We start from the raw sequence: 23,502 nt of genomic DNA, 5'->3' as shown, positions 1-23,502 counted from the left end.
CCCACTCATCTAAATCAAGTCGATCAAAAGCAATTCCTCTTTTGCCTATCGGAATAATTGATAACAATGGTTTCACTTCTTTATTAAATCTATTTTTGTCCATTCCTAAATAACTCGGCGCATCACGTAAACGTATGAGTCTTGGCTGCATATTCTTATCCTTATTTTTAACCTATCTGCTAATCAGATTACTAAAATTATTCGCAACACGGGTTGCAAGAATATTAGATAAACTTACTTTGTTCATATTCATAAAAAAAATAAATGGAGTGGATAAGTATGGAGATAAACGCTTTTGAGATATTTATTCAGTGTTGTGGAACAGTAGAAAAGGCGGCCAGTATTTTGAAAACGTCACATCAAAATGTCAGTTCTATGCGAAATGGTCGTACTTGGATAAATCATAAGTTTGCACGAAGAGTTGTAAAATATTTGTGGGAACAAGCGAAATATAAGGTAGATCCTTTAGATTTAATCTCGCCGATAGAACGAAATGAATTGAAGTCGTTATCGCTGCCTTTTACGCATCACCCTATTAAACTCATGAATGTTTCTATAACTCATGTGAAATGTGATTTTTCAGTTTCTAGTTTAGCCTATCCAAAGCAACGTCCTTTAAACCAGTTCAGACCGATTATTATCGATGAAAATCAACAACTCATAGCTAATCCAAGCACTTATTTGGTTTATCAACAACAGAATAAAAAAACGATTCCTGCTTGGCACCTTTCTTTATCCGATCTGTTGGAAAAAAAGTACGAGCCCGCCGTGCTCGTGCAAACTTTTTTAGTCTGCGAACGCGCGTCTATCGGAATTGCTACAAAAAAAATTCTAGGAAACCGCCAAGGTCCTCGTTTTCACAAACCTTTTCGTCGAAATTTCGACGAAATAAAAGGAAGAACAGATGAATTGATAGCTGCTTTACTTGGATTTGGTTGTAAAGATAGTTATCGCCATGCAGAAAAAATTCAATTATTCGGCAGTACTGAACTGGTAAAAGCAGTTGATGAAGGAACGCTAAGAACTTCCGCAGCAGCACTTCTAACTCGCTTCACTCATAGAAAAAAACAAAAAATATTAACACATGATAAAAAAGAAATTTCTTCTTTTATTTATCAATCTAAAAAAAGGAAATAAGACGATGAGAGAATACGGTTCTGTACAAACCCAATTTTGGTCTGATTTAACATTACAAAATTTATCTACGCACGCAAAATTATTAGCCGTTTATTTATTGACTGGACCACATACTAATATGTTGGGTTGTTTCCGATTACCCATTGGCTATGTAGCAGAAGATCTGAAGTGGGATGAGAAAACAGTTTACAAAACATTTTCAGAACTCGATCAAATTAACTTTTTAATCAGAGATCCAGAATCAAACTGGATTTTGATCTACAACTTTCTAGATTGGAACCCCATTGAAAATCCAAATCAAGGTAAGAGCTTAAGTAAACTTTTCAAACGAGTTCCACACCAATCAACTGTTTTCAAAGCCTTAATAACAATCTTATTAGCTCAAACGAAATACTTAGATGAAGGGTTTCAAAACCATTTAGCAACTCTATCCCAACCCTTTCAAAACCAGGAACAGAATCAGGAACAGAAACAGTATCAGGAGAAGGATCAGGAACAGGATGTTGTGGGCAAGCCGTCGTTTATCGACGGCTTGCCCAGCAGCAACTCAAAAATTCCCTTATTAATTAATAAAAAAAGTGTAATAGATATCATTCCTGACGAAGAAATCATCGGTATTCCACTTCAAAATAACGATGTGTTTATTGCGGCGAAAATAGATATCAACACATGGAAAAAAACCTATCCCAATATCGATGTTTTGCAAGAGTTACGTCAAATACAAGCTTGGAATGAAGCTAATCCGAGTGCACGCAAAACACGATCCCAGATCTTACGTCACATCAATACATGGCTTGCTAAAGAGCAACGTGAGTCTCTACAACGACAGCAGGCTCCTCCAATGGAGCATGATCATGTTACTCGCTTAGCAACACGCGGACTAAGTCCTACCTTAGCCCACAACCTCGTCGTTGGAGAACAATGGTTGAATCACTCAAAAAATTGAAAAATAAAATAGGAGATTTTATGTTAACAGATGATAAAAAGTCCTTTCTAGAATGGTTGACATTATTAGCGGAATCTTTTAATCGCAAAGTTTCAAGTTTGTTACTAGAGACTTATTGGCAATGTCTTAAAGCTTATCCGTTTGCCCAAGTAAAGCAAGCGATACTACATACCTTACAAAGCCCTGATCGCCAAAAATGGGGCATGCCAACGCCGGCCGATTTAATAGTTTTAATTCAAGGTGATAGTCATAGTCATGCACTTAATGCTTGGGGTCAAGTAGTCACGGCTATTCGCACAGTAGGTCGCTATGACAGCGTCGTTTTTGACAATCCAATCATTCATTGTGTCATTCGAGATATGGGCGGTTGGATCTACTTGTGCCAACAGCCAGAAAAGGAGTTACCATTTCTTCGTCATGAATTTGAGAAACGTTATCGTGAATACCAAAGTAAACCTCTTCCTAGCTACCCACGATCACTCAAAGGCAGCTTAGAACATGATAATCAAGTTCAAGGTTTTTCACACACTCCACCCGATCCTATTTTAATAGGTGATGCTAAAAAAGCATTGGCCATATATGCCAACGGTATTAAACCATCACCTATTCTCCCATTAACACTTTCGCAAGCTACCGAGCAGTTTTCGCAATTACAAATTGATACGGATACATCTGAAGAAGAAAATTGAAGGATCTTTATGCAAAATAACCTAGCAAATAAAACTTTATTTCAAATTATTCATGGTGATTGCGAAAAAGAATTAGGTGCTTTCTCTAATCAAGTGGATTTGATTATTACCTCACCACCCTATGCTGATGCACGGAAACAACATTATAACAGCATTGCTCCTAGCGATTATGCCGATTGGTTCATATCTTTTCACAGCGCTTTTTTGGCAAGCTCTAAAACCAACAGGAAGTTTAGTGCTGAATATGAAAGATAAAATTGTTAACGGTGTCCGTCAGCATTATGTCTGGGAAACGATAGAAAAACTTATTGGTTTAGGTTGGTATTGCATTGACGATTACATCTGGCATAAAAAAACCAGTATGCCCGGGTATTGGCCCACCCGATTAAGAGATGCCTGGGAATACGTGTTCCATCTAGCAAAAGTAAAAACACCTTATATTAATCAGGAAGCGGTTAAAGTTCCAATCGCCTTGTCTACTAAACAACGGTTAGCAAACTTTGAGAATTTAAAGTCTTACTTTGTTCGTTCTAGTACAGGTAGTGGCTTTCAGCGTGATTTAGCCAACTGGCCTAACAAAAAAACAGTATTACCAACAAATGTTTTACATCTTAGTCCTGAAAATCGCAATCAAGGTCATCCAGCTGTTTTTCCGGTTGCACTACCTCAATTTTTTATCCAATTACTATCAAAACCCAATGATCTGATTGTTGATCCATTTGCCGGCAGCGGTACTACAGGTTTAGCAGCACTTTGTTTAGGAAGACGCTGTGTACTGATTGATAACCAACTTGTCTACTGTCAAGTTGCTGAGAAAAGGATAAATAGCTTTATGAATTAGATTAAAAAATATTTAAAAACTTTTTAGTCTAAATTATTATTGGCAATAATAGTGACCTTTTCTCAATCGATAACTCCTGTCATTTGGATATCATGCTTTATATGATAAATCCAAATTGAGGAAATTAGGAAAAAGATTAGTTCAAACCACTATCCCAAGCTGCTTTTTAAGCATAGCAGCTTCTTGTAAAGCTGTTTTACGTTCTTCTTGATTATGTGCATTAAAAAAATTTACTCCAAATTTTACCCATTTATTTTCCATCTTTAAGGCTTCTTCTTTACCAAACAATTCCTCCATGCGTTGATGAGAAACGCTTGTTTGTGCGCCCATTCCAATACGCTTAGCAAGCTCCCTTCGTTCTTCTGCTAACCTTTCATAATCTATTCGAGCTTTTTCTTGAGCTAGTAATCTATTATTTTTTATTTCTCTAACTGAATGAGAATCTAACAACCCATAAATAAATTGAAATAATTTTTGGATAAAATTAATTCTGTCTTTATTTGGTTCGCTTATAAACTTAGGTAATTGTAAAATTATTAAATCTAGTTCTTTTACGGAATTTGTACCCGGGTTCTGATGATTATCTATATAAAAATTATGGAATTTTCTACGAATCCCTCCATTACGAGTAGGAGGTTCTTGGATTTTTTCAATGAAATCCTGTTGTATCAAATCTTTAAGCGCTTTAATTCTATTTTCAGCTAAACATTCTTGTAACTCAAGAGAAAATTTTTCTTTAAATTTTGACTCCAATGAAAATTTGTTTATTTCTTCCAAATCGATTGGTAATTTCAGCAATGCAGTAATTGAAAGAAATTGCATAATATCAATAGGATAATTTTCATTAGATTCTTTATAGATAGCTAGAACATAACTTAAAATCTGGAAGTGAAAATCTTTTTCTTCTAAATCCTTTGTTAAACAAGTTCCTTCAGTTTTTAAAAGCCTATACAAATACTCAATTAGATTATTTATCAAAACTGACCATTGTTCATTCGGGATATTTTTTAGGAAAATTTTTGTCGCATTAATATCTTTATCTTTTAAAATTTCTTTTAAATAGTTAAATTCTGTATCAGCATCAAATTCTTTTGTTTTTTCTATTGTCGTAAAAATATCATTTTCAATTTCATTTCTACTTTCGTTCGCATAAACAAATTCTGACAATTTCTTAAATAATTCATTTAAAACTGGAGTTTGATTATTATTTTCTAGCTTATGCTTGGATAATGACTGTTTTAATAGGTTAGGGTTAATGGCTTGGAGCTGTTGCTTTTCCAATTTACCTATGATTTTTTTAGAAAACTTAACTAATTCAGAGTTATTTTTAGAACAAGATTCTAAAATAACAAGTAATTCAGGTAATTTATCTAAAGGAAAATTTTGTGTATTGTTTCTTTTTTTTAAATCATTAACAAATTCCCGACACTGAAAATAAAAGGGCTCGGGATTTTTAAAAAAAGGTAGATAATAACGAAGAAGTAAACTCCAACGCTTGGGTAACATTTCATCTAATGTTGATATTTTCATTAGCAATCTCAGTATAGTTCTAGACTTTACCCATATTTTACAGGTAAATTCTTAATTTATTCTTAAAATAACCATTAAATTTGTAAGCAAATACATGACAAATGAATTATAAATGGGTAAAAAAGATGGATCAATTTAAAATTCTTGAAGATCTTCTATCGTAATTACTAAAATTTACAGATCAAGCTAACTATCAAAATAAATCTCGGCTATCTCTACAAATCGTTTTGAGTTAGTACTGCGTTTTAACTGGATAATGATTGGAATAATAGATTGAATATAAGACCGTAATTTTTCCTCTGTTGAATTTAATCCTGCTTGTTGCATCATGAATACGAGTTGATCAAAGCAACCTTCTGGTGTATCGGCATGCACTGTGCTGATACACCCAGGATGACCACTGTTTGCTGCTCTCAGAAACGACCATACCTCAGCACCACGCAATTCAGACAGAAGAATTCTATCCGGCCTTAAACGTAAACAGGCCTTGAATAATTTTGCTGCGGTAATATTTTTATCGTCTTCATTAAACAATAAATGGACTTTGTTTTTCTGGGCTACTCTAACCTCTCGTGTATCTTCTACCGTAATCAAACGTTCTGTATCTGAAATAAGTTTTAAACACGCATTAAGAAAGGTTGTTTTACCGGTACCCGTTCCACCGCTGATGATCATGTTTTTTTTAGTACTTATTGCTAACTTCAGAAATCCGGCAATATTTCGTTGCTCATGCAATACTTTTAAAGAAGATGCTATCTCTTCGTTTACATCTTTGTTTACAGCAGCAAACTCATCAAAAACCCCAGCTTTTTGATAATCCTCCAGACTCATTTCATGACGTGAGTGGCAACGAATAGAATAAATCGCATTATTTTTTTCACACGCAGGTGGCATAATACATTGTACGCGTTCACCCGTCGGTAAATAACCTGAAAGTAAAGGATGCGGAAATGTTTTATGGTTAAATTCTGCAATCAGGTTAGATAATGCTTCAAGAAAGCTAAACTCTAAAATTTGTACTTCATGGCGAGTAAAATACCCATTGTTTTCAACAAATACTAAACCAGGCTGATTAATGCAAACTTCCGTTACACCCGCTGTTTGTAAGAAAGGTTTTAGTGGTTCTATATGTTTTTCTAACGCTTTTATGGACATTTTTTCTGCATAATTTTAGAAGACATTCACTTTTTCCTTTGTTTCTTGACGAACCGATCGAAAATCTAAGTCATGCGCTACAAACACTTGGATAGGAGACCCTTGATTGACCCATAAGGTTGGTGGAATCGTCGTTTGTTGTTGCAGTGTTTGTTGTGCGGTTTGATTCAAACTATTCGCTATAGCCAATCGATAGGCTTGGGTTGCATTATAGGATGCGTTATTAGCAACACCGACATTAGATGTACCCGCACCCAAAATCGAAAGAAGTGTAGCCGTTCCAAATCGTTGCCAAAAATGTCGATCGGCAACATCAGCCGCCATTCCTGCCATACCTAATGAATCGACACCCGGCGAATCTAAATCCAGACTTAAGCCATCCAGCGCAGTTACAACACAATCAATTACAACGCGCACATAAAACCATGAAATTACGTTAAACCAAATATCTATGGATACCGAACGAATGAAACTCGTGGCGGATGTACAGATGTCTCATAATCAATCTTGTACCGTTAGAGAAATCACAAACAGAGCGATTGGCAAAAGGCCATTAATCTAGCTTTAAAAACAAAAATTTAATTCTAAACTTTGAGTTTATATCTTTTAAAGTTATAAAATTTTAATACAATACAACCTAATAAAAATTAAAGACTTGTAAAAAGGTTGGTAGGTATATCTAAAGAGTTAGTTTGATCATCATAAATTGAATCAAAATTAATACGACTATCTTTGTGATGTATCAATTTAAACTGATTTTCAATCACCCATTTAAATTGTTCCTTTTCCTGTACATCTATTATTTTTACTAAATGTTCATTTATAAGATTATTCATTTTTGCTTTTAAAAAAGCAATATGCTTACGTTGTGACATGGTCAGTGAATTTTTCATAAAGAAAAACAAGCAATTAATGCGTGCATGTCTTCGAGAATAGCGAGTTTGGATTATTTCTTTATAGGAATGCTCAAGTAGTGTAAGTTTATCGAATAAAGAATTTAGATTATTACATACATCGTCAATTTTAACATTCGTTAACTGACTACCGTCGTAAATACTTTTAAATTCATTTGATAGTAATGAAAATTGACAGTCTAGCTCATCGCTATTTGTTTTAAATTTTGAAATAAGATAACTACGAAGTACTACTTGTAATGCACTACTTCTATTGATTACTTCTTTTTTATTGTATTTAAGGACTGTTCTATTTTTAAATTCTTTATAATTAACATTTTCAAATTTCAAATTATCAGTTAATGTATTTTCTATGGTATTAATAATCTCGCTTATTTTTTGATAAGTTACTTCTGAAGAGTCACAAAAAATACGGTATTTTAAACTAAATAATTTAGCATTATAAGCGTTATTTTTTTCTGTTTTGATAAAAGCTCGCATTTGCTGAATAGCTTTGTCATAAGGATAATCTAAATAATTAATATCGATTTTATAAAGATTTTTCCATTTCTCACTTTCGTTAACCATATCTCGAATAATAGCTATCCCATCATCGCTTAAATTATGAAAGCTATAGTCATTAAATAAAGAAGGAAGTTCCTGAACAAACCCTTTAGGAAAAAGTATTTTTGCAAAATATTTCGCTCCTTTCTTTGAATCAAAATTTTTACTTTTTCCTTTAAAATCAGGAAACTCGCGATCAGTTAAAGTCCATTGCAGCAACGATGATTTAACTTTAGTAAAATTAGAGATGATTTGTTTCATATGATTAAATGCCATATGAAACTCAGCAGGAATCGTATTGTGTAGTTGTGCATGATAAATATCGTGTTTTGTAACTGCAAGCCTTGTACTTACAGGGAAATGATGTATGTTCTGTATTGTTGGAGCAACGCCGCTGTTGTTAATACTAATTGCGGTTGGACGATAATTATCTGCGACACCTTCTTTAATTTCAGCAGTGCTTATTACGCCTATTTTGCTACGATTAGCGGCAGCACCATGAACTCCATTTAATGCGATTTGTCTTGCTTCAATTGCACCAAAAGACAAATGGAGATCATATAAATTATTCTTATATTTTGTTCGTTCCCAACTTCCTACATTTCTCAAGTCATTTCCAAGCTGTGTAACACCTTCTATGGATATGTTTTTAGGATCACATTCTGTAACATAAAAAATTCGTTCTGATTTTGGAAGCGCTTGTATGAGTAGCCGAAAGCGTTCTAAATGCCAGTTTCTCAATTTAGTAAATCTACTTGTTTTAAGGACAGAAATAAGCATTTTCTTTGCATCTTTAGTAAACTCACCTCTATCATCCAGAATAGGAAAGGTCTTCACGATAGGATAATCTTTTGGAATCTGTTCTCTGGCAAGTAATGTACTTAATTGCTGACGGCTTATTTTATCCTGCCTAAATAGCCATAAAGCATAAAAAACATGGTTCTCATTCTTAAATACACTAGCCTCATAATCTCCCTGGAGAATAGCTTCTTTAACACAGTCAAAATCAATTTCACTAAGTTCAATATTATCAGGAATTCTGACTGTATAACCATTTAAAAAATCATCGAAATCATCTGAATGATCAGTTCTTCCACCTATGTCTAAAGGACTTTTATTTTTTGCATTTTTTTCTTTTCTTGGAAGAAAATTGCGTTGCTCAATATCAAATTCTACATTGGCGTTTTCAGGAACTTTCGGTGAGTAGAAACGATTAAAAAAAATTTTCCAAGCGTCTTGCGCATCTTGTAAATTCTCAATTGCGAATAACCCGTGATTTGCCATATAAATACCTGTGCTTTTATACAGCTAGGATATTGAACAAAACTTAAACAAATATTAAATTGGGTTATAAACATATTTCGAAATCAATCTCCATAATAGACTCGCAATTATATTTAGTAGCTAGATAATAGATAAATAAGGATATATAAATACTTATTGATATTTCCTGCATCGGAAATCTTTACAGGATTTTCATCCGTCAGAGAAAATAAAAATAAATGAATGAAAATATAACAATAGAAAACTTATCCTGGAAACAAATATTGAAGCTGACTCCTCAGTACCGATTGAAAAAACAATACCTCAGTCAGTTGTTGAGGATGTCGTAGAAAAAAATACCAAGCTATGACCAAGATAAGAAAGCTGCTAAAGAAGAATTAGCTCAATTATGGCTGCTTTGAGCAACGCGATTTTGCAAGAGAAATAGGGTTTAAACCCTTTGAATGATTGATGTAACTATTCTATCGGATGAGAAAATCAATTCACATGGTTTATTAGGTCTTATGGAAATGCCCTTTGAGCACCCTAGGGATAAAAATTTCTTTTCTATCATGAGAAAACTACTTGAAAGCCAGTTTGTACAAAATGTAATCAAACCGCTAATATTTCCTACCTACGGATATGTTAAACTATACAGTAAAAAGTTACTAAACTATCTGATCTAGTTTTAACTCAACCCGAAGATGCCTAAATCCTTCATAAATCATTTTGGACTTATAAGAAAAGGGAACAGGAGTTTATTAATAATTTAATTAATCCTCACAATTAAGCATTAAACTTAAGAAGGAATACTAAAAAATTGAATTAGGAGTCATATATGTCAAAATCAGTAAAAAACTCAATTTTGCTTACCATAAGTTTAGTACTATTCGCTAAATTAAGCTTGGCTTTAACTAAACCCACAATATTCAATAACGAACCCCCAACTCAAACTAAGCCAAACAATAAAATGAACTCCTCTATTCCAGTTGATGATTGGTTTCAACAGGGATTGAACACATTTTTGCAATTAGATTCGGCCATGACTAAGCAGCAATTTTTTGGCAATCAAGTGCATTTCCATTATTTTACTTTACAAGAGAATCCTAAACATTTTTTAATTTCATTCGAATTACCGGGTGTCGATCCCCAAAAAATTCATGTATCGGTTTCACAAGGGGTATTATATGTACAAGCTAAAAATGATAATAAATCTAAACAAAAACAAACTAACTCATATTATTTCTCTTATCATGTTGCTTTGCCAGAAAATGCCAACACTCAAAAAATGGGTGCGATTTTGAAGCGGGGTATTTTGCAAATTACTATTGAAAAAACAAATAAATTGGCGTCTTTGATCGATATCCCTGTTAAAGAAATAGCTTAATCAAATCTAGATTAATTAGGGTTACAAATAATACTGTAATATGAAATGTTCAGAACTTTCGCTTTTAGTTTCATACTATAATTAAAAAATGACCGCCCATTGTTGTCTATAAATAGGCGGTCATTTGTAAAGTTAGCTATTCTTCCTTAATTGTTATTTTTTTAAGTAATGCCTTTTCCTTTTTGGGGATTTCGATTTCGATAACCCCATTTTTGCTTCGTGCTTTTATTTTAGCAGCATCAGCTGTATCCGGTAAGGAAAAACGTCTATAAAATTGTCCCTGTAATCTCTCCAATCGAGTATATCCATCTTTTTCTTCCCTATTAAAGGTATTTCGTTCACCTTTTATACTGAGAATGCTATTTTCCATATTAATCTCAATATCTTTGGGGTCAACTCCAGGAATATCTGCTTTGATTAGGAATCGATTAGATTCTTCCTTAATATCGACGTAGGGTTTCCAACTACTTGTTTCCACAAACGAACCATCATTGTTAGTTGATATATCCGCTGACTGTTCGCCTAACACCCGATTCATATAATCAAATATGGAAGGTACTTTATATTCATAACGTGCTAAATTAGTCATATTAAGCCTCCTTTGGCTAAGTTGTAAATTATCTCTATCGCTTTATGGGGATTTTCTAGTAAAAAATCAATATCAATTAAAGAAGGATTGGACAATCAATGGGAATAAAAGCCTCACAAAGGTTTTTCTGAAAATATTAAACATGAATTTAAGGGCGGCAACAAAACAAACTGAGGTTTTAGCTTATGATAGATCGGAAATCTGAAAAAAGAATCAGATTCGTGCGCGACTTTTGCACGACTGAGCATGACACATAGCCATTATTATACTTTGTAAGGATCGTCGGGTTTATAATAATTTTTTTTCAATAAGTTATAACGGAAGCTTCCGATCGTAAGCAGTAGGTCGGACGTTCGATTCGCCTCGTTGGCACCAATTAAATCAAGCGCTTACAAGCTTCCATGCATTTTATTAGAGTATTGATGAGCACCGTTCTTAATTCTTTTGTATTTTTCTAATACACTAAAAACTTAATGTTCCAATCGTCTTAGTTTGTTCATTTCAGGATCTTCATTACTGGACTCATCTTGCTTTCGTTTGCGATTAGCGAATAACCCTGAGCTACTTGGTGAGCCCATCACATTACTAATAGATTCTATATTATCTTTTGATATTTCTAACATAGAAGTATTTTCTTTAGCTTGCTCTTCTAAGCTTTGGGGGGAGTGTTTATTGTCTTCTTGTTCAAGAGAAGAAGATTTAATGTGCGAGGAATCTATAGCGTGATTTTGAATCATGGAATCAGTCATGATGGATTCTGATTCAGGTGGAATTAAGCTTAATAGCGCTTGAATATCGCGCGTGGATAAATAACGTGATATTTCCAAAATCGGTATATGAGGTATAAAAGGTAAAAAAATAAATTCTTTTCCATTTTTTAAAGAAGTAATTGGCCATTTATCTAACAAATTATTTAAGAGCTTTTGCCTTTCTACCAGTTTTTCTAGTCTAGTTTTTATCAAAAGAGCATAGGATAGGTTTTCTACCTCACCTACAGCTGCTTCTGGATTGGGAATTTTTTTTTCTTCTTGTTCCACTGCTTGAACAATCTCATTTAAGCTTTTCAAAGTGAGTCTTTTAGTTAATTTATTTACATTTTCAGATAAAAACTCAACGATAGAACAACTAGGAATTTTGGGAAAATATTTGAGAACATTACTGCGTTCACTTACCGTAGTATCCCAAAAATCTGATAAGGAGTCAGTAATGTATTCAGGTTTTTCTCTAGGATTGTTCAATAATACATATAGAATAAGTTGTTTTGCTATTTCAATACGATTTTCCCTAACAGCTTTATTTAATGGTGTTACTTCAATTCGATTATATTCTTCTATTTCATCGTCGCTTTCATCCTCACTTTCATCCTCATAATAAATTACATTCACATCAGCTCCATTCTCAGTAAGTAATTTAACGATTTCAATATGATCATTGTCAACAGCACAATATAATGGTGTTTCCCCATTAGATTCAGTTTTATCAATATCTGCCCCATTTTCTATCAATAACTTAACCGCTTCAATAAAGCCAGCGCTAGTAGCATAAAATAATGGGGTTCTTTTACTATAATCCAAGAAGTCAATATCAGCTCCTTTTTTTATTAGTAAATTTATAATTTTCATTACTGCTTCGGTAAATTCATTTACCGAACATAGTTCGTGCAATGGAACTCGTCCACTTCTTTTATCCTCTATATTAAGATCGGCACCTTTTTCTATTAATAGTTCTGCTATCTCAATATATCTATTCTTGCATGCTTCATGCAGATAGCTATTTCCTTCCGCGAGTCTGTAATTAACATCCGCTCCTTTTTCCAGCAGTAACTTAGCAAGTTCAATATTGTTTGTTTTACAAGCAAGAAACAAGGGTGTTTCGGTTTTATAAGTTTTGTTGGCATCCGCTCCTTTTTCCAGTAATAACTTAGCAAGTTCAACATTGTTTGTTTTACAAGCAAGAAACAAAGGTGTTTCGGTTTTATAAGTTTTGTTGGCATCCGCTCCTTTTTCCAGCAGTAACTTAGCAAGTTCAACATTGTTTGTTTTACAAGCAAGAAATAAGGGTGTTTCAGTTTTTTTAATGTGAGAATAACGATCCTTATAAATATAATTTTTGTTGGCATCCGCTCCTTTTTTTAGCAGTTTTTCAACAAGTTCAATATTGTTTGTTTTACAAGCAAAAATTAACGGCGTTCCTGTGAAATCATTAAGAAAAAAGATTTGGTTGATATTATCGTTATCACCTTTCTCAGCAATTTCATTAAATTTCTCATTATGAAGTTCTAATGGCATATTCATCTCCCATTTTTTAGCACTATGTTAAATAGTATCTATTCAAAACCTTAACAATATATTAAATAGAATTATTATGGCCTATTTATCCAGGTAACACCTTAAAAATTATAAAAAAACTGATAGAAAAATTAGAATGTGCAAGGACTAATACGGCTTGTTGATCTGTACATTCGAAAAAAACCAAGAAAAATATACACAACCGATTTTAAACAAAAAAAGTCAGAGCAAAAACGGTAGAGAAACAAACGCGGGCTTTTAAGCTGTTTTAGTGAATTGGCGTGTTAAAAATAATTAATAATCAATCCTATTAGATTAGATTAGGTAATCTAAGGTAGCTTCAATACTTGTCTTATTAATTTACTTCCTAAGCGCTTTTGCTAGGTATTCGTCTGCTAGGCAACAAATTCAATTTACCAAAATAAATAGCGTGCACTTAGAAAAACACTACTCGCATGCAAATTAGCATTTTCTAATGTACCCACAGGCGTAAAAGTGTTATTTGTGTAGACAGTACCTACTTTATTTTTTCCAAAATTATCATAAAAATAACCTAGCGTTAGCCAAAAATCATCTTGGACCTGATAATCAATTCCAGCACCCACATTATAACTAAAATCACCTGTTAGATTAGTAGAGCCTCCCAGTTGGTTGGCAAAGCTTGACGAATTAACAAAGAGTTGACTAATTCTATTAAAGGAGGCACCTAAACCTAGCGCAACATAAGGCATAAATCTTTGCCATTTATAGATATCTGCTTTGGTCATCAGCAGCCAACTTTCCTGCTGCAATCGATAGTTATAACTAGTGGGTGCTGGATCGACACTCGGCGTCTGTGAGACACCAAACACATTGATAGGTGACGTATAGCGGTGTTGTAATCCCATATTGACACTAGGAAACCATGGATTGTTATCCTGAGCCCATCGATAACCTATTCCCACAAAGAAAAAAGGTGTACTGTAAGAATTCCCTGTTTTCAGATTTCCTAATACATTCCCATTTGAACCGATCAAAAAACTATTACTACTTGCATAATCGTAGGTTTTACCAACGCCTAGGTCAAAATATAATCGGTGCGGATAATGACAATGCAATTTAGAATAAGGCGTAGATGCTGCGTGGAGAATATTCGAAACCAAGCATAGTATTGAGATCCAGCCGGTTATTACTTTCCTAGAAAAATTCATTCGACCCTCCTTAGTAATCTACTGCAATGAGTTCAAATATAGGCTTAAAGCACTATAAATAAGTTAATAGTCTTTAAAATTTTTTAATATAAAAATGGCAGTAAGGTTGTTTTTGGTTTTTTTTATAGTAATTTTGATGATAATCTTCAGCTTTCCAAAATGTAGTTGCTGGTGTAACTTTAGTCACTATTTTAAAACCCTTTTCTTTTAAAATATTAATCAATTTTATAGCGATTTCTTTTTGTTCAGGAGTTGTATAAAAAATTTCAGAACGATATTGCTCTCCTGCATCGGGTCCTTGTCGATTCAATTGTTCTGGGTCATGAATTTCAAAAAACCGCTTAGCTAAGGTTTCGTAATTAATTTTGTGAGGATCAAAAATTATTTCTACCGCTTCGGCATGTCCGGTAGGTTGAGTACAAACTTGTTTATAGGTCGGATTAGACGTTTTTCCGCCAATATATCCAGATCTGACTGAAATAACTCCTGGAAATTGCTCCATTAAATGTTCTACCCCCCAAAAACACCCTCCGGCAAAAATAGCTGTTTCAGTCTGAGGATTAATTTTGGCTGGAATTTTCTGCAAATCTTTGGCAAGTTCATTTTTAGGAGTAAATTCTAGCGATATTGAATTAACACAATGTCGAACATTCTTTGACGTCAGGCCTTCACCAGTAAATACATGGCCAAGATGTGCTCCGCATTTTGCACAGGTAATTTCAGTACGATGTCCATCTGGATCAGGAACTCGTTTAATCGCGTCGGGTATTTCATCATCAAAGCTAGGCCAGCCACATCCAGAATCAAATTTGGCAGAAGAATGATATAGCAATGCGCCACACTGTTTACAGGTATAGTCTCCTTTTTCATTAAATCGGCAATATTTCCCTGAAAAAGCAGGTTCAGTACCTTTTAATAAAATAACATTTTCTTCCTCAGGCGTAAGTTTTTTCATAATAATTTTAGGAAACTCTTCAACAAATACTTTCGTAAGTATAGATCAAATTTAACACATTACACTTTGTTTAATCTTATTTTTGAAAAGCATAAAAAAACCCGCTAATGAAGCGGGTCTCATTGAACTAATTTTACTAATTTAAGCCACTTCAGCCAGGTTAATGGTACGTTGACCTTTTTGCCAATTACAAGGACAGAGTCCTCCGTCTTGTAAAGCATGAAGTATACGTAAGACCTCTTCAGGATTACGCCCAACACTCAAATCAGTCACCATATTAAAGCGAATAACACCTTCCGGATCGATAATAAAGGTCGCTCGTTGGGCAACACCCGCATCGTTATCTAATATTCCTAAATCATTACATAATTCACGTTTAATATCACTCAACATAGGGAATGACAGATCACGTAAATCATCGTTGTATTGTCGCCATGCGCGATGCACAAATTCACTGTCTGTACTACCACCTAATAACACGGCATTACTTTCATTAAACTTAGCATTGAGATCATTAAATGCCACAATTTCAGTAGGGCATACAAATGTAAAGTCTTTAGGCCAAAAAAACAGCACTAACCACTTGCCGGGATAAGATGCATGGGTAATCTCAGTAAAAGCCTTGCTGATATCAATATCAACCGTAGCTGTGAGCTTAAATTCAGGTAATTTATCCCCTACTTTTAGCATTGACATATCGTTATTTTCCTCTCATTTCATTTATTGAGAACGCCGGCAATTAGTTTTTTGCAGGCCATCTATTGATAATTTCTAGAATTAGTTCAGGTCAAACAATAAATCCATATTTACTATATACACCTGAATATTGAAACTACCTGACCGATTATAACAGTCCCATCTCCATTAAAGAAATGATTTTTCTCTATCTAATTGATAGTTATTTTCAATGGATTCATTTCTAATAGAGCTATTATTAATTTAATAAGAGGTTGATTTTCTTCAGGTGAAATTATCTCAATAGATACTAAATCCGCTATAATTTGCTCTTTAAGGTTTTTTAGGTGATTTTCTCTTTCAATTGAATCCTGCCAAAATTCGATATTTTCATTATCGCAGACATCATCTTGGATCTGGAAAGCTAAACCTACATTATTACCTACTTTTTTTAAGGTCAAAAGACTATTTGCTGGCAAATCAGCGACTATAGCAGGTAACTGAAAAGCAGCTTCGAATAACGCCCCGGTTTTTAAGGAATGGATATTTTCGGTACTCCATTTATCTGAACAGCCAGCGCCATTAAAATCCATCGCCTGACCCGCCACCATACCCCATGGTCCAGCCGCTTTTACCAATACATTAAGCATTTTTACAATTTTAGCCGGCTGTAATGGGGCTTTTAGAAGCACATCGAAAGCCAAAGCTTGTAACGCATCACCTGCCAATAAAGCCATAGCTTCGCCAAATTGTTTATGACAGCTAGGCTTTCCTCGACGCCAATCATCATTGTCCATGCTCGGCAGGTCATCATGAATCAATGAATAGGCGTGAATTAATTCAATCGCACAGGCTGCATGATCTAAATCCTGCAAGGATAGTCCCAAAGTAGTGCCTAAAGTATAGATAAATAAAGGTCTTAAACGCTTTCCGCCATTTAAAACTGCATAATACATCGATTCATATAAGGGTTTGGAAAGCGGAGAAGGATTTGACAAACAATCCGTTAATAAGCGATTAAGGCGCTCTTGATAACTTAAAAAATCAGTTTTTAGGTTCACTAGGCTAATTCTTCATTTATTTCAAAAGGTAGCAATTCTTTTTTCTGGGTGGTATCTACGTTAGTCAAAATTTGTATTTTTTGCTCTGCATTTTTTAAAGTCAATTGACAGTCTTTTAATAAACTCACGGCCCGACTAAATTGCTCGAGAGAATCTTCTAAGGTTGAATTGCCTCGTTCCATTTGCTCAACAATTTTTTCAAGTTCTTGCAACCCTTTTTCGAACTGAGAAACTGTATTTTTTTTTATCTTTGGCATGAAAGTAACCTCATTTTTTATCGATGCTTAAATAGCTGTATTACGCTACAAACTTCTAAACAGGCAAAATAATACTGATAATTATGAGAGGCCTATAAAGTGATGTCAAATAAAGACAATAATTGTTACCATATCGATGGTATTATAAGTTAGGACAGCCGCTTGAATATTTCAGAAGATGATCATTTGCGTCCCTCATGGGTAAACTCCAATATCAGCTTGAGCTAGACACGAGTCAGGGAAAGAACACTATAGTTCTGTAGGAAATTAATCGATGTTTTTAAAAAAAATACTAGTTTATTTGGGTCTAATATTCTTATCCTCATTGTGCTGGGCAGAGGATGTGCACGAATATCATTTAAAAAATGGGTTAACTGTATTGGTTGAAGAAGATCATCGAGCTCCGATAGTGATCTCAGAAATATGGTACAAAGTGGGTAGTAGTTATGAACCCAATGGAATAACAGGGATCTCACATGCTTTAGAGCATATGATGTTTCGAGGAACAAAAAAATTTGGACCCGGTGTGCTTGAAAAAATTGTCTCTGAAAACGGAGGAGAACAAAATGCATTCACCGATTCAGATTTTACTGCTTATTATCAAAAATTTTCTGCGGATAAATTAGCCGTTAGCTTTGAATTAGAAGCCGATAGAATGCGAAATTTATTATTGCGTCCACAAGATTTTGTTAAAGAAATTCAGGTTGTGATGGAAGAAAGACGAATGAGAATCGACGATAACCCTCAAGAAATCTTGTTAGAACGTCTTAACGCTGCTGCTTTTGTTGCAAGTCCTTACCATCATCCTGTCATCGGCTGGAAAAACGATCTACAAAATATGACCGTTGAAGATTTACGTAAATGGTATGAAACCTGGTATGCGCCTAATAATGCAATACTCGTCGTCGTCGGTGATGTAAAACCTAATTTAGTTTATCAATTAGCACAAACTTACTTTTCTAATTTGAAACCTATCAAGCTTCCTAAAATAAAACCTGGAAAAGACTTACCCCCGTTAGGAGAAAAGCGCCTCATCATTCATACTCCTGCTCAGTTGCCTTGGTTGGTTATGGCTTATCCGGTACCCGTTATTAAACACGGTTTGAATAGTCAGGATTCTTATGTTTTACATCTTATTGCCACATTATTATCCGGGGGAAATAGTGCTCGTTTTGCCAAAAATCTTGTCCGAGATCAGCAAATAGCAGCAGATGCTAATGCATTTTATAATCCAATAAGTCGCTTAAACAGCTTGTTTTTGTTGCAAGCCACACCAACGTCTGGTCATAATTTATCTGAACTTGAATCAAGCTTATTACAGCAAATCAAGCAATTACAAACCTTTAGTGTAAATACTGAAGAACTGGCACGCGCAAAAGCACAAATAGCTGCTGACAAAATATACCGAGAAGATTCTATAACTGCAAAAGCGAATGAACTTGGAAGTTTAGCAGCAATTAATTTGCCCTGGCAAATCGAGCGCGATTATCTAAAACATATTAATGCTATCACTCCACGTCAAATACAAGCGGTTGCGAATAAGTATTTGCTTGCTTCGCATTTGACTATAGCTTACTTACTTCCTTTATCCATCAACACAACTGTTCCCGATTCAAATTCTTTATCCGTTATAGGATCTATGCATGCGCGTTAAACCTTTCTTTAATTTTTTTATTTTCATATCGATATTTATTCTGGGTTCTGCACAAGCTGAAATTTCACCCGTTATTCTAAAAATTGAACATTGGTCTACTAAAAATGGCGTACCTGTTTATTTTGTTGCTAAAAATGAAATACCTATTATAGATATTGGTGTATTGTTTCATGCTGGTTCTGCCAAAGATAATAATTCGCCAGGAATAGCGCTATTTACAGCTCAAATGCTCGATCAAGGCATACAAAATTTAAATGCAGATCAAATTGCTAATCGTTTTGAAGCGGTTGGTGCTCATTATAGTGCGAATACTAATCAAGATATGACCGCTTTAAATTTACGCTCACTCAGCGCCCCACAATTCTTCAATCCAGCATTGAACAACTTTTCAGCTTTACTTAAGGATGCTACTTTCCCTGACCTTGCAATAAATCGAATAAAAAAACAAATGTTAATCGCCCTGCAACAAGAAGCACAGACACCTAGCGCGATTGCCGCTAAAACCTTCTATAAAAATTTATATGGGCTGCACCCTTATGCTTCACCTATATTGGGAAATAAAATGAGTATTGAGCAACTATCCCAAAAAAAATTATTAAATTTTTACAATGACAACTATGTTGCACAGAATGCCATGATCGCTATCGTTGGAAATACCACCAAAACTAAAGCAATAGCTATAGCTGAACAGCTTTCTGCCATGCTAGCGAAAGGAAAAACTGCTATCTCTACCAATCCACCCATCTCTCCGCATTTAAAAAATCATATTATAAAAGTTCCATATCCGTCCAAACAAACGACTATTTTTTTAGGTCAAATCGGTATTGCTGTAAACGATCCAGATTATTTTCCACTTCTTGTGGGTAATCAAATTTTAGGTGGCGGGATCCTGACCTCAAAACTTTTTAATGAGGTTAGAAATAAAAGAGGTTTATGTTATGGCATAAACAGTGGATTCAAGCCCTTACAAGCCGCTGGCCCTTTTTTTATCGTATTACAAACACGCCGAGATCAAGCGCCTAAGGCACTCACTTTAACTCAACAAACTTTAAAAAATTTTCTAGCTAAAGGACCTACTTCACAAGAAGTACAAGGGGCCAAACAAGCTTTAATAGGTAGTTTTCCAACTTCTATTGCAAGTAATGAGGATATTTTAGCCGCCACCGAAAAAATTGGTTTTTATAAGCTACCTCTAAACTATTTAGATTCTTATCAACAAAAAATTAATTCTGTTAGCTTAACGCAAATTAGACATGCTTTCCAAAGGATTAAACCTGAAAGAATGATTGTCGTCATGCTGGGTCAGTAATAGCTATATCGGGTAAAAAACCGTGCTACTTTCAAGACGGTAGGTATCTACTACTATCGTTGGTGGTGCAGGAAAAAACATGATTGGAGCGCTATTTGCATAAACAACGGGATCTGGCTGAGAATGATCAACAGCAGGTGAGATACTAACGTTTAGTGGATCTATACGGCTTATAAGAAAGTTATACCTTGTGTCAGTTGTAATCGCTTTTAAATCAGCTTTAGCCCGCTCTTTATTTGCAAACTCTCCTTCTAAACGTGTCCTAATCTTGTTGCATTCATTGGTCGATTTTAAAACTTCAGTGATTAAACTAAGTTCTGTGTCATTAGCACCTTGCGATAGTAAAGATTTTTCATTACCAGGATTGGATTTTGCCGGTTGTTCCTCTTTCAAATTTTCTTCAGGAATTGTTTCTATATCTTCTTCAGTAGATTGTAGAGAATGGGGTGAAGCTTTTTTATCGCTGTTCTCAAATTGTTTTTCTTTCCGGTAATGAGTCTTAATTTTTTTATTTAAAAGTTCATTTAATTTTTGATATTTATCATCTAGTTTTTTGATTATATTATATGATTTAAGCGTTTCGTCTGTATTGCATTTAAACAAGTTAATTATTTTTTTTAAGCAGTATAATTGTTCTTTTATATGCTTATAATCGCTAGATAGTTTTATAATTTTTGAGTTAATTTCTTTATCTATTGAATTTGAAAAGAATTGTGATGGCGGATTTGAAATTGAAAGCGAGTTTAACATTTTTTCAACTTCAAAATTGCAATTACGATATTTTTTTATGATTAATTTAATTTGTTCAAACAGGTTTCTAGTCAATAAATGAAAATTACCAATCAATCCTAAAGAGTTATTTTTAAAATCCTCATTAATCAAGATATTTTCAGCTACAAATTTCTCGACCAAATTTAATAATTCAAATAAATTTAAATTTTTAAATTCTTGTGTTTTATTATTGTTAAAGATATTTAAATTTGAAAAACATTCAAATATCGATGATAAATTCCGATCCATTTTCAAAGTTATTTTTTGGAAAAAAAGATTAATATCTTGACTAGTTTCTTCTACATACATTACGCCTTCAGATAAATGTTTTGACATACGACTTAATGTCTCATTAAGCGTTTCCAAAGACTTATTTTCTGTTGCTAATTTCTCCTTAAACTCGGCTTCCTTATTTTTATTTATTTTTTCAAATTCAGATTTAGACTTATTATTAAATTTATATTTATCAATTCTGAGATACTCAGCTTCACAATCTTTCTGTTTTTCATCTAAAGATTTTAATGATTCAAGTAGAGTATTTTTTTCCGGCATGGGAATAGAACTATCGTTCAATTTTGGAATGAGAGAAGTTTCTAAAGATTTTATCTCAGACAAACTCTGATTTAGATCTTGAATTGTCTCTAAATTTAATTTAATTTCTTCAAGAATATTTTTTCTATGCAGATTATATTCTGCTCTATTTTTAAATATTTTACTAAGAAATTTCTTTATTTCTTTTTTTCTTTTTACTACTAGAATTTCTAAAGATTGGATTTTTATATTGAAAAATACATTCGATGCAACCATTTCAGAATAAGATAATTTCGTATTAAACCCTGATAAACTGGCATAAAAATCTGCATAAAGTAAACTAAATATATAATAAAAACTAAATTCCACCAAATCTTCAAGTTCTAAGCTATCTAATATAGAAGAATCCTCTTTTGAATAAATTTCAGTTGAACCTTTAATCAAGGGGCTAATTTTTTCATTTAATGAAGTATAAAATTTATCCCTACATAGGACATGAAATAAATAGCTTAATGCTTCTTTATTAGTCCCAATAATATCAGGATTTTCTACAGTATTTAATGAAAAATCATTACCAATTTTCCTATTAAATACTTCTAAAAACTTCGGAAGATTCGCTTCATTAATAATGATTGCTAACAAGCGTTGCATCTTTTCAAACTTGAAATATTTATTATCAATTAATGATTTTGATTTTTTGTTAATTATTTCAATTTCATCTTCTAATCTTTTATAAAAACCTAAGGCGTAATTAACATCAGCTTCTTTATCTAATACTGATGTCCTTCTAAGAAAACTATCATGTTTATTATCTATTTTTTGCAATGCTTCTTTTAAATTATTTAAGCTAGAAATAAGCGTGTTCTTTGTATTAGCCTTGTAATCAACCACCGATAAGTCTAAGATAATTGCTTTCTTTAAATGATCAAAATTATTTTTAATTGGCTTTAATTTTAAAAACTTAAATAAAAGCTCATAGAAAAAAAAACAGCGTAATACTACTAACTCATTATTATCTTCTGGCAAAGGGATATTAATAGGTATATTTCTCGATAAAAAAAATTTTATATCGGTTAAATTAAAAGTATCTATATAAAAATAGTTACATTCATAAAATACAGCTTTTAAAATTAAAAGCGTATTTACATAAGGATCACTTGAATATTGAATATTCTCAAAGAAATTTTTTGTATATTCTTTGAAGTAGGATTCATAGGGTTCGAGAGATAAGGCTAGCCGTACTTTAGAAAAACAATTTCCATCGATATATTCATTATATAAATCTTCTTCTTCGGCTTTTAACTTAGCTATTAATTTTGAAGAATTTTTTTTACCAGGAGACTCGAAATTTTCTTTTTTAATTGCTAATGTGTAAAATCTTCCGATAAAAATAAAAAATAAATGAAAATCTTCAATTGAGCTTTTAATATAGTTTAGCTTTCCGATTAAAATACTTAGTTTTTTTTTCTGAGCTTCAAATCCTTCTTTTTCTTTATCTATTTTTAAAATTGAAGCTTGATCGGTAACTTTAACTAATAAATTATTTCCTAAGTCAATTTTCTTTTCTAAAACAGTTAAATTTTTCTTATTTTCAGATAATGCTTTCAATATATATAACAAGCAGGCGGGAGGTGAATTATTAAATACTTTGTTTAAATTTTCAACTTCCAAATTTGTTATATCAACTACATCCATTAGTTTGTTTTTCTCCATTAGATATTTTTAATTTATATACAATATTTGAAATTATAAATCAAATAAAAAATATTGATTAAAATTACACTAAGAGCAAAAATAAAGAAAATTTTTTATACGCT

General features: G+C 33.2%; 20 protein-coding genes. 8 read left to right on the top strand and 12 right to left on the bottom strand.

Going from position 1 to position 23,502, the window contains the following annotated elements:
• Nucleotides 1-279 precede the first annotated feature (279 nt).
• From AACL18_RS00645 to AACL18_RS00625, 5 genes are read left to right on the top strand one after another with little or no spacing between them, the layout of a single operon-like run.
• On the top strand, nucleotides 280-1,137 hold the full coding sequence (locus AACL18_RS00645; RefSeq protein WP_339050673.1) for a hypothetical protein: 858 nt from the start codon (nucleotides 280-282) through the stop codon (nucleotides 1,135-1,137).
• A gap of 4 nt (nucleotides 1,138-1,141) precedes the next feature.
• Nucleotides 1,142-2,083 (top strand): hypothetical protein, encoded by a 942-nt coding sequence (locus tag AACL18_RS08095; RefSeq protein ID WP_422395888.1) that lies wholly within the window; start codon nucleotides 1,142-1,144, stop codon nucleotides 2,081-2,083.
• Nucleotides 2,084-2,103: 20 nt separating this feature from the next.
• Nucleotides 2,104-2,772: a DUF6475 domain-containing protein gene (locus tag AACL18_RS00635; protein WP_339050672.1), complete on the top strand. Its 669-nt coding sequence runs from the start codon at nucleotides 2,104-2,106 to the stop codon at nucleotides 2,770-2,772.
• A gap of 9 nt (nucleotides 2,773-2,781) precedes the next feature.
• Nucleotides 2,782-3,027: a hypothetical protein gene (locus AACL18_RS00630; RefSeq protein ID WP_339050671.1), complete on the top strand. Its 246-nt coding sequence runs from the start codon at nucleotides 2,782-2,784 to the stop codon at nucleotides 3,025-3,027.
• Nucleotides 3,017-3,613, top strand: coding sequence for a site-specific DNA-methyltransferase (locus tag AACL18_RS00625; RefSeq protein ID WP_339050669.1), 597 nt, complete (start codon nucleotides 3,017-3,019; stop codon nucleotides 3,611-3,613). The genes AACL18_RS00630 and AACL18_RS00625 overlap by 11 nt, the downstream gene beginning before the upstream one ends.
• 141 nt (nucleotides 3,614-3,754) lie before the next feature.
• Here the strand turns inward: AACL18_RS00625 and AACL18_RS00620 are convergent, their stop codons facing one another.
• The 4 genes from AACL18_RS00620 to AACL18_RS00605 form a co-directional block, all read right to left on the bottom strand.
• Nucleotides 3,755-4,894 (bottom strand): hypothetical protein, encoded by a 1,140-nt coding sequence (locus AACL18_RS00620; protein WP_339050668.1) that lies wholly within the window; start codon nucleotides 4,892-4,894, stop codon nucleotides 3,755-3,757.
• Nucleotides 4,895-5,329: 435 nt separating this feature from the next.
• Nucleotides 5,330-6,298 carry a P-type DNA transfer ATPase VirB11 gene (gene virB11, locus AACL18_RS00615; protein ID WP_339050667.1) on the bottom strand — a complete coding sequence of 323 codons (969 nt, stop codon included), beginning with the start codon at nucleotides 6,296-6,298 and terminating at the stop codon, nucleotides 5,330-5,332.
• Nucleotides 6,299-6,313: 15 nt separating this feature from the next.
• Nucleotides 6,314-6,715, bottom strand: a complete 402-nt coding sequence (locus AACL18_RS00610) for a TrbI/VirB10 family protein (RefSeq protein ID WP_339050665.1) — start codon at nucleotides 6,713-6,715, stop codon at nucleotides 6,314-6,316.
• 230 nt (nucleotides 6,716-6,945) lie between these two features.
• The gene (locus AACL18_RS00605) at nucleotides 6,946-9,039 is read right to left on the bottom strand and encodes a hypothetical protein (protein ID WP_339050664.1); all 2,094 of its coding nucleotides are present in this window, start codon (nucleotides 9,037-9,039) and stop codon (nucleotides 6,946-6,948) included.
• A gap of 817 nt (nucleotides 9,040-9,856) precedes the next feature.
• Here AACL18_RS00605 and AACL18_RS00600 point away from each other — a divergent pair.
• Nucleotides 9,857-10,405, top strand: coding sequence for an Hsp20/alpha crystallin family protein (locus AACL18_RS00600; RefSeq protein ID WP_339050662.1), 549 nt, complete (start codon nucleotides 9,857-9,859; stop codon nucleotides 10,403-10,405).
• Nucleotides 10,406-10,541: 136 nt separating this feature from the next.
• On the opposite strand, the gene AACL18_RS00595 is transcribed toward AACL18_RS00600, so the two are convergent.
• From AACL18_RS00595 to AACL18_RS00565, 7 genes are all read right to left on the bottom strand, one after another.
• Nucleotides 10,542-10,994: an Hsp20/alpha crystallin family protein gene (locus AACL18_RS00595; protein WP_339050661.1), complete on the bottom strand. Its 453-nt coding sequence runs from the start codon at nucleotides 10,992-10,994 to the stop codon at nucleotides 10,542-10,544.
• 470 nt (nucleotides 10,995-11,464) lie between these two features.
• Complete coding sequence (locus tag AACL18_RS00590; protein WP_339050659.1) at nucleotides 11,465-13,282, bottom strand: ankyrin repeat domain-containing protein; 1,818 nt, start codon at nucleotides 13,280-13,282, stop codon at nucleotides 11,465-11,467.
• 413 nt (nucleotides 13,283-13,695) lie between these two features.
• Nucleotides 13,696-14,472 carry an outer membrane protein gene (locus tag AACL18_RS00585; protein WP_339050658.1) on the bottom strand — a complete coding sequence of 259 codons (777 nt, stop codon included), beginning with the start codon at nucleotides 14,470-14,472 and terminating at the stop codon, nucleotides 13,696-13,698.
• 73 nt (nucleotides 14,473-14,545) lie between these two features.
• A complete protein-coding gene (locus AACL18_RS00580; protein WP_339050657.1) occupies nucleotides 14,546-15,427 on the bottom strand; it encodes a bifunctional methionine sulfoxide reductase B/A protein in 882 nt (293 codons plus the stop codon).
• A 141-nt stretch (nucleotides 15,428-15,568) separates the two neighbouring features.
• Entirely contained in the window at nucleotides 15,569-16,117 is a 549-nt protein-coding gene (locus tag AACL18_RS00575) for a peroxiredoxin (protein ID WP_339051657.1), read from the bottom strand.
• A 197-nt stretch (nucleotides 16,118-16,314) separates the two neighbouring features.
• The gene (locus tag AACL18_RS00570; RefSeq protein WP_339050656.1) at nucleotides 16,315-17,163 is read right to left on the bottom strand and encodes a polyprenyl synthetase family protein; all 849 of its coding nucleotides are present in this window, start codon (nucleotides 17,161-17,163) and stop codon (nucleotides 16,315-16,317) included.
• Entirely contained in the window at nucleotides 17,163-17,420 is a 258-nt protein-coding gene (locus tag AACL18_RS00565) for an exodeoxyribonuclease VII small subunit (RefSeq protein ID WP_339050655.1), read from the bottom strand. Before AACL18_RS00565 ends, AACL18_RS00570 begins: the two co-directional genes overlap by 1 nt.
• Before the next feature lie 343 nt (nucleotides 17,421-17,763).
• On the opposite strand from AACL18_RS00565, the gene AACL18_RS00560 reads away from it, so the two are divergent.
• On the top strand, nucleotides 17,764-19,074 hold the full coding sequence (locus AACL18_RS00560; RefSeq protein ID WP_339050654.1) for a pitrilysin family protein: 1,311 nt from the start codon (nucleotides 17,764-17,766) through the stop codon (nucleotides 19,072-19,074).
• Nucleotides 19,064-20,383, top strand: a complete 1,320-nt coding sequence (locus AACL18_RS00555) for a pitrilysin family protein (RefSeq protein ID WP_339050653.1) — start codon at nucleotides 19,064-19,066, stop codon at nucleotides 20,381-20,383. The genes AACL18_RS00560 and AACL18_RS00555 overlap by 11 nt, the downstream gene beginning before the upstream one ends.
• 3 nt (nucleotides 20,384-20,386) lie before the next feature.
• On the opposite strand, the gene AACL18_RS00550 is transcribed toward AACL18_RS00555, so the two are convergent.
• Nucleotides 20,387-23,380, bottom strand: a complete 2,994-nt coding sequence (locus AACL18_RS00550; RefSeq protein ID WP_339050652.1) for a hypothetical protein — start codon at nucleotides 23,378-23,380, stop codon at nucleotides 20,387-20,389.
• Between the last annotated feature and the right edge of the window lie 122 nt (nucleotides 23,381-23,502).

It is taken from the genome of Rickettsiella endosymbiont of Xylota segnis, assembly GCF_964019545.1.
Taxonomy (GTDB): Bacteria; Pseudomonadota; Gammaproteobacteria; order Diplorickettsiales; family Diplorickettsiaceae; genus Aquirickettsiella.
Note: the sequence above shows the minus strand (reverse complement) of the source record. Positions and strands in the feature narration are given on the sequence as shown.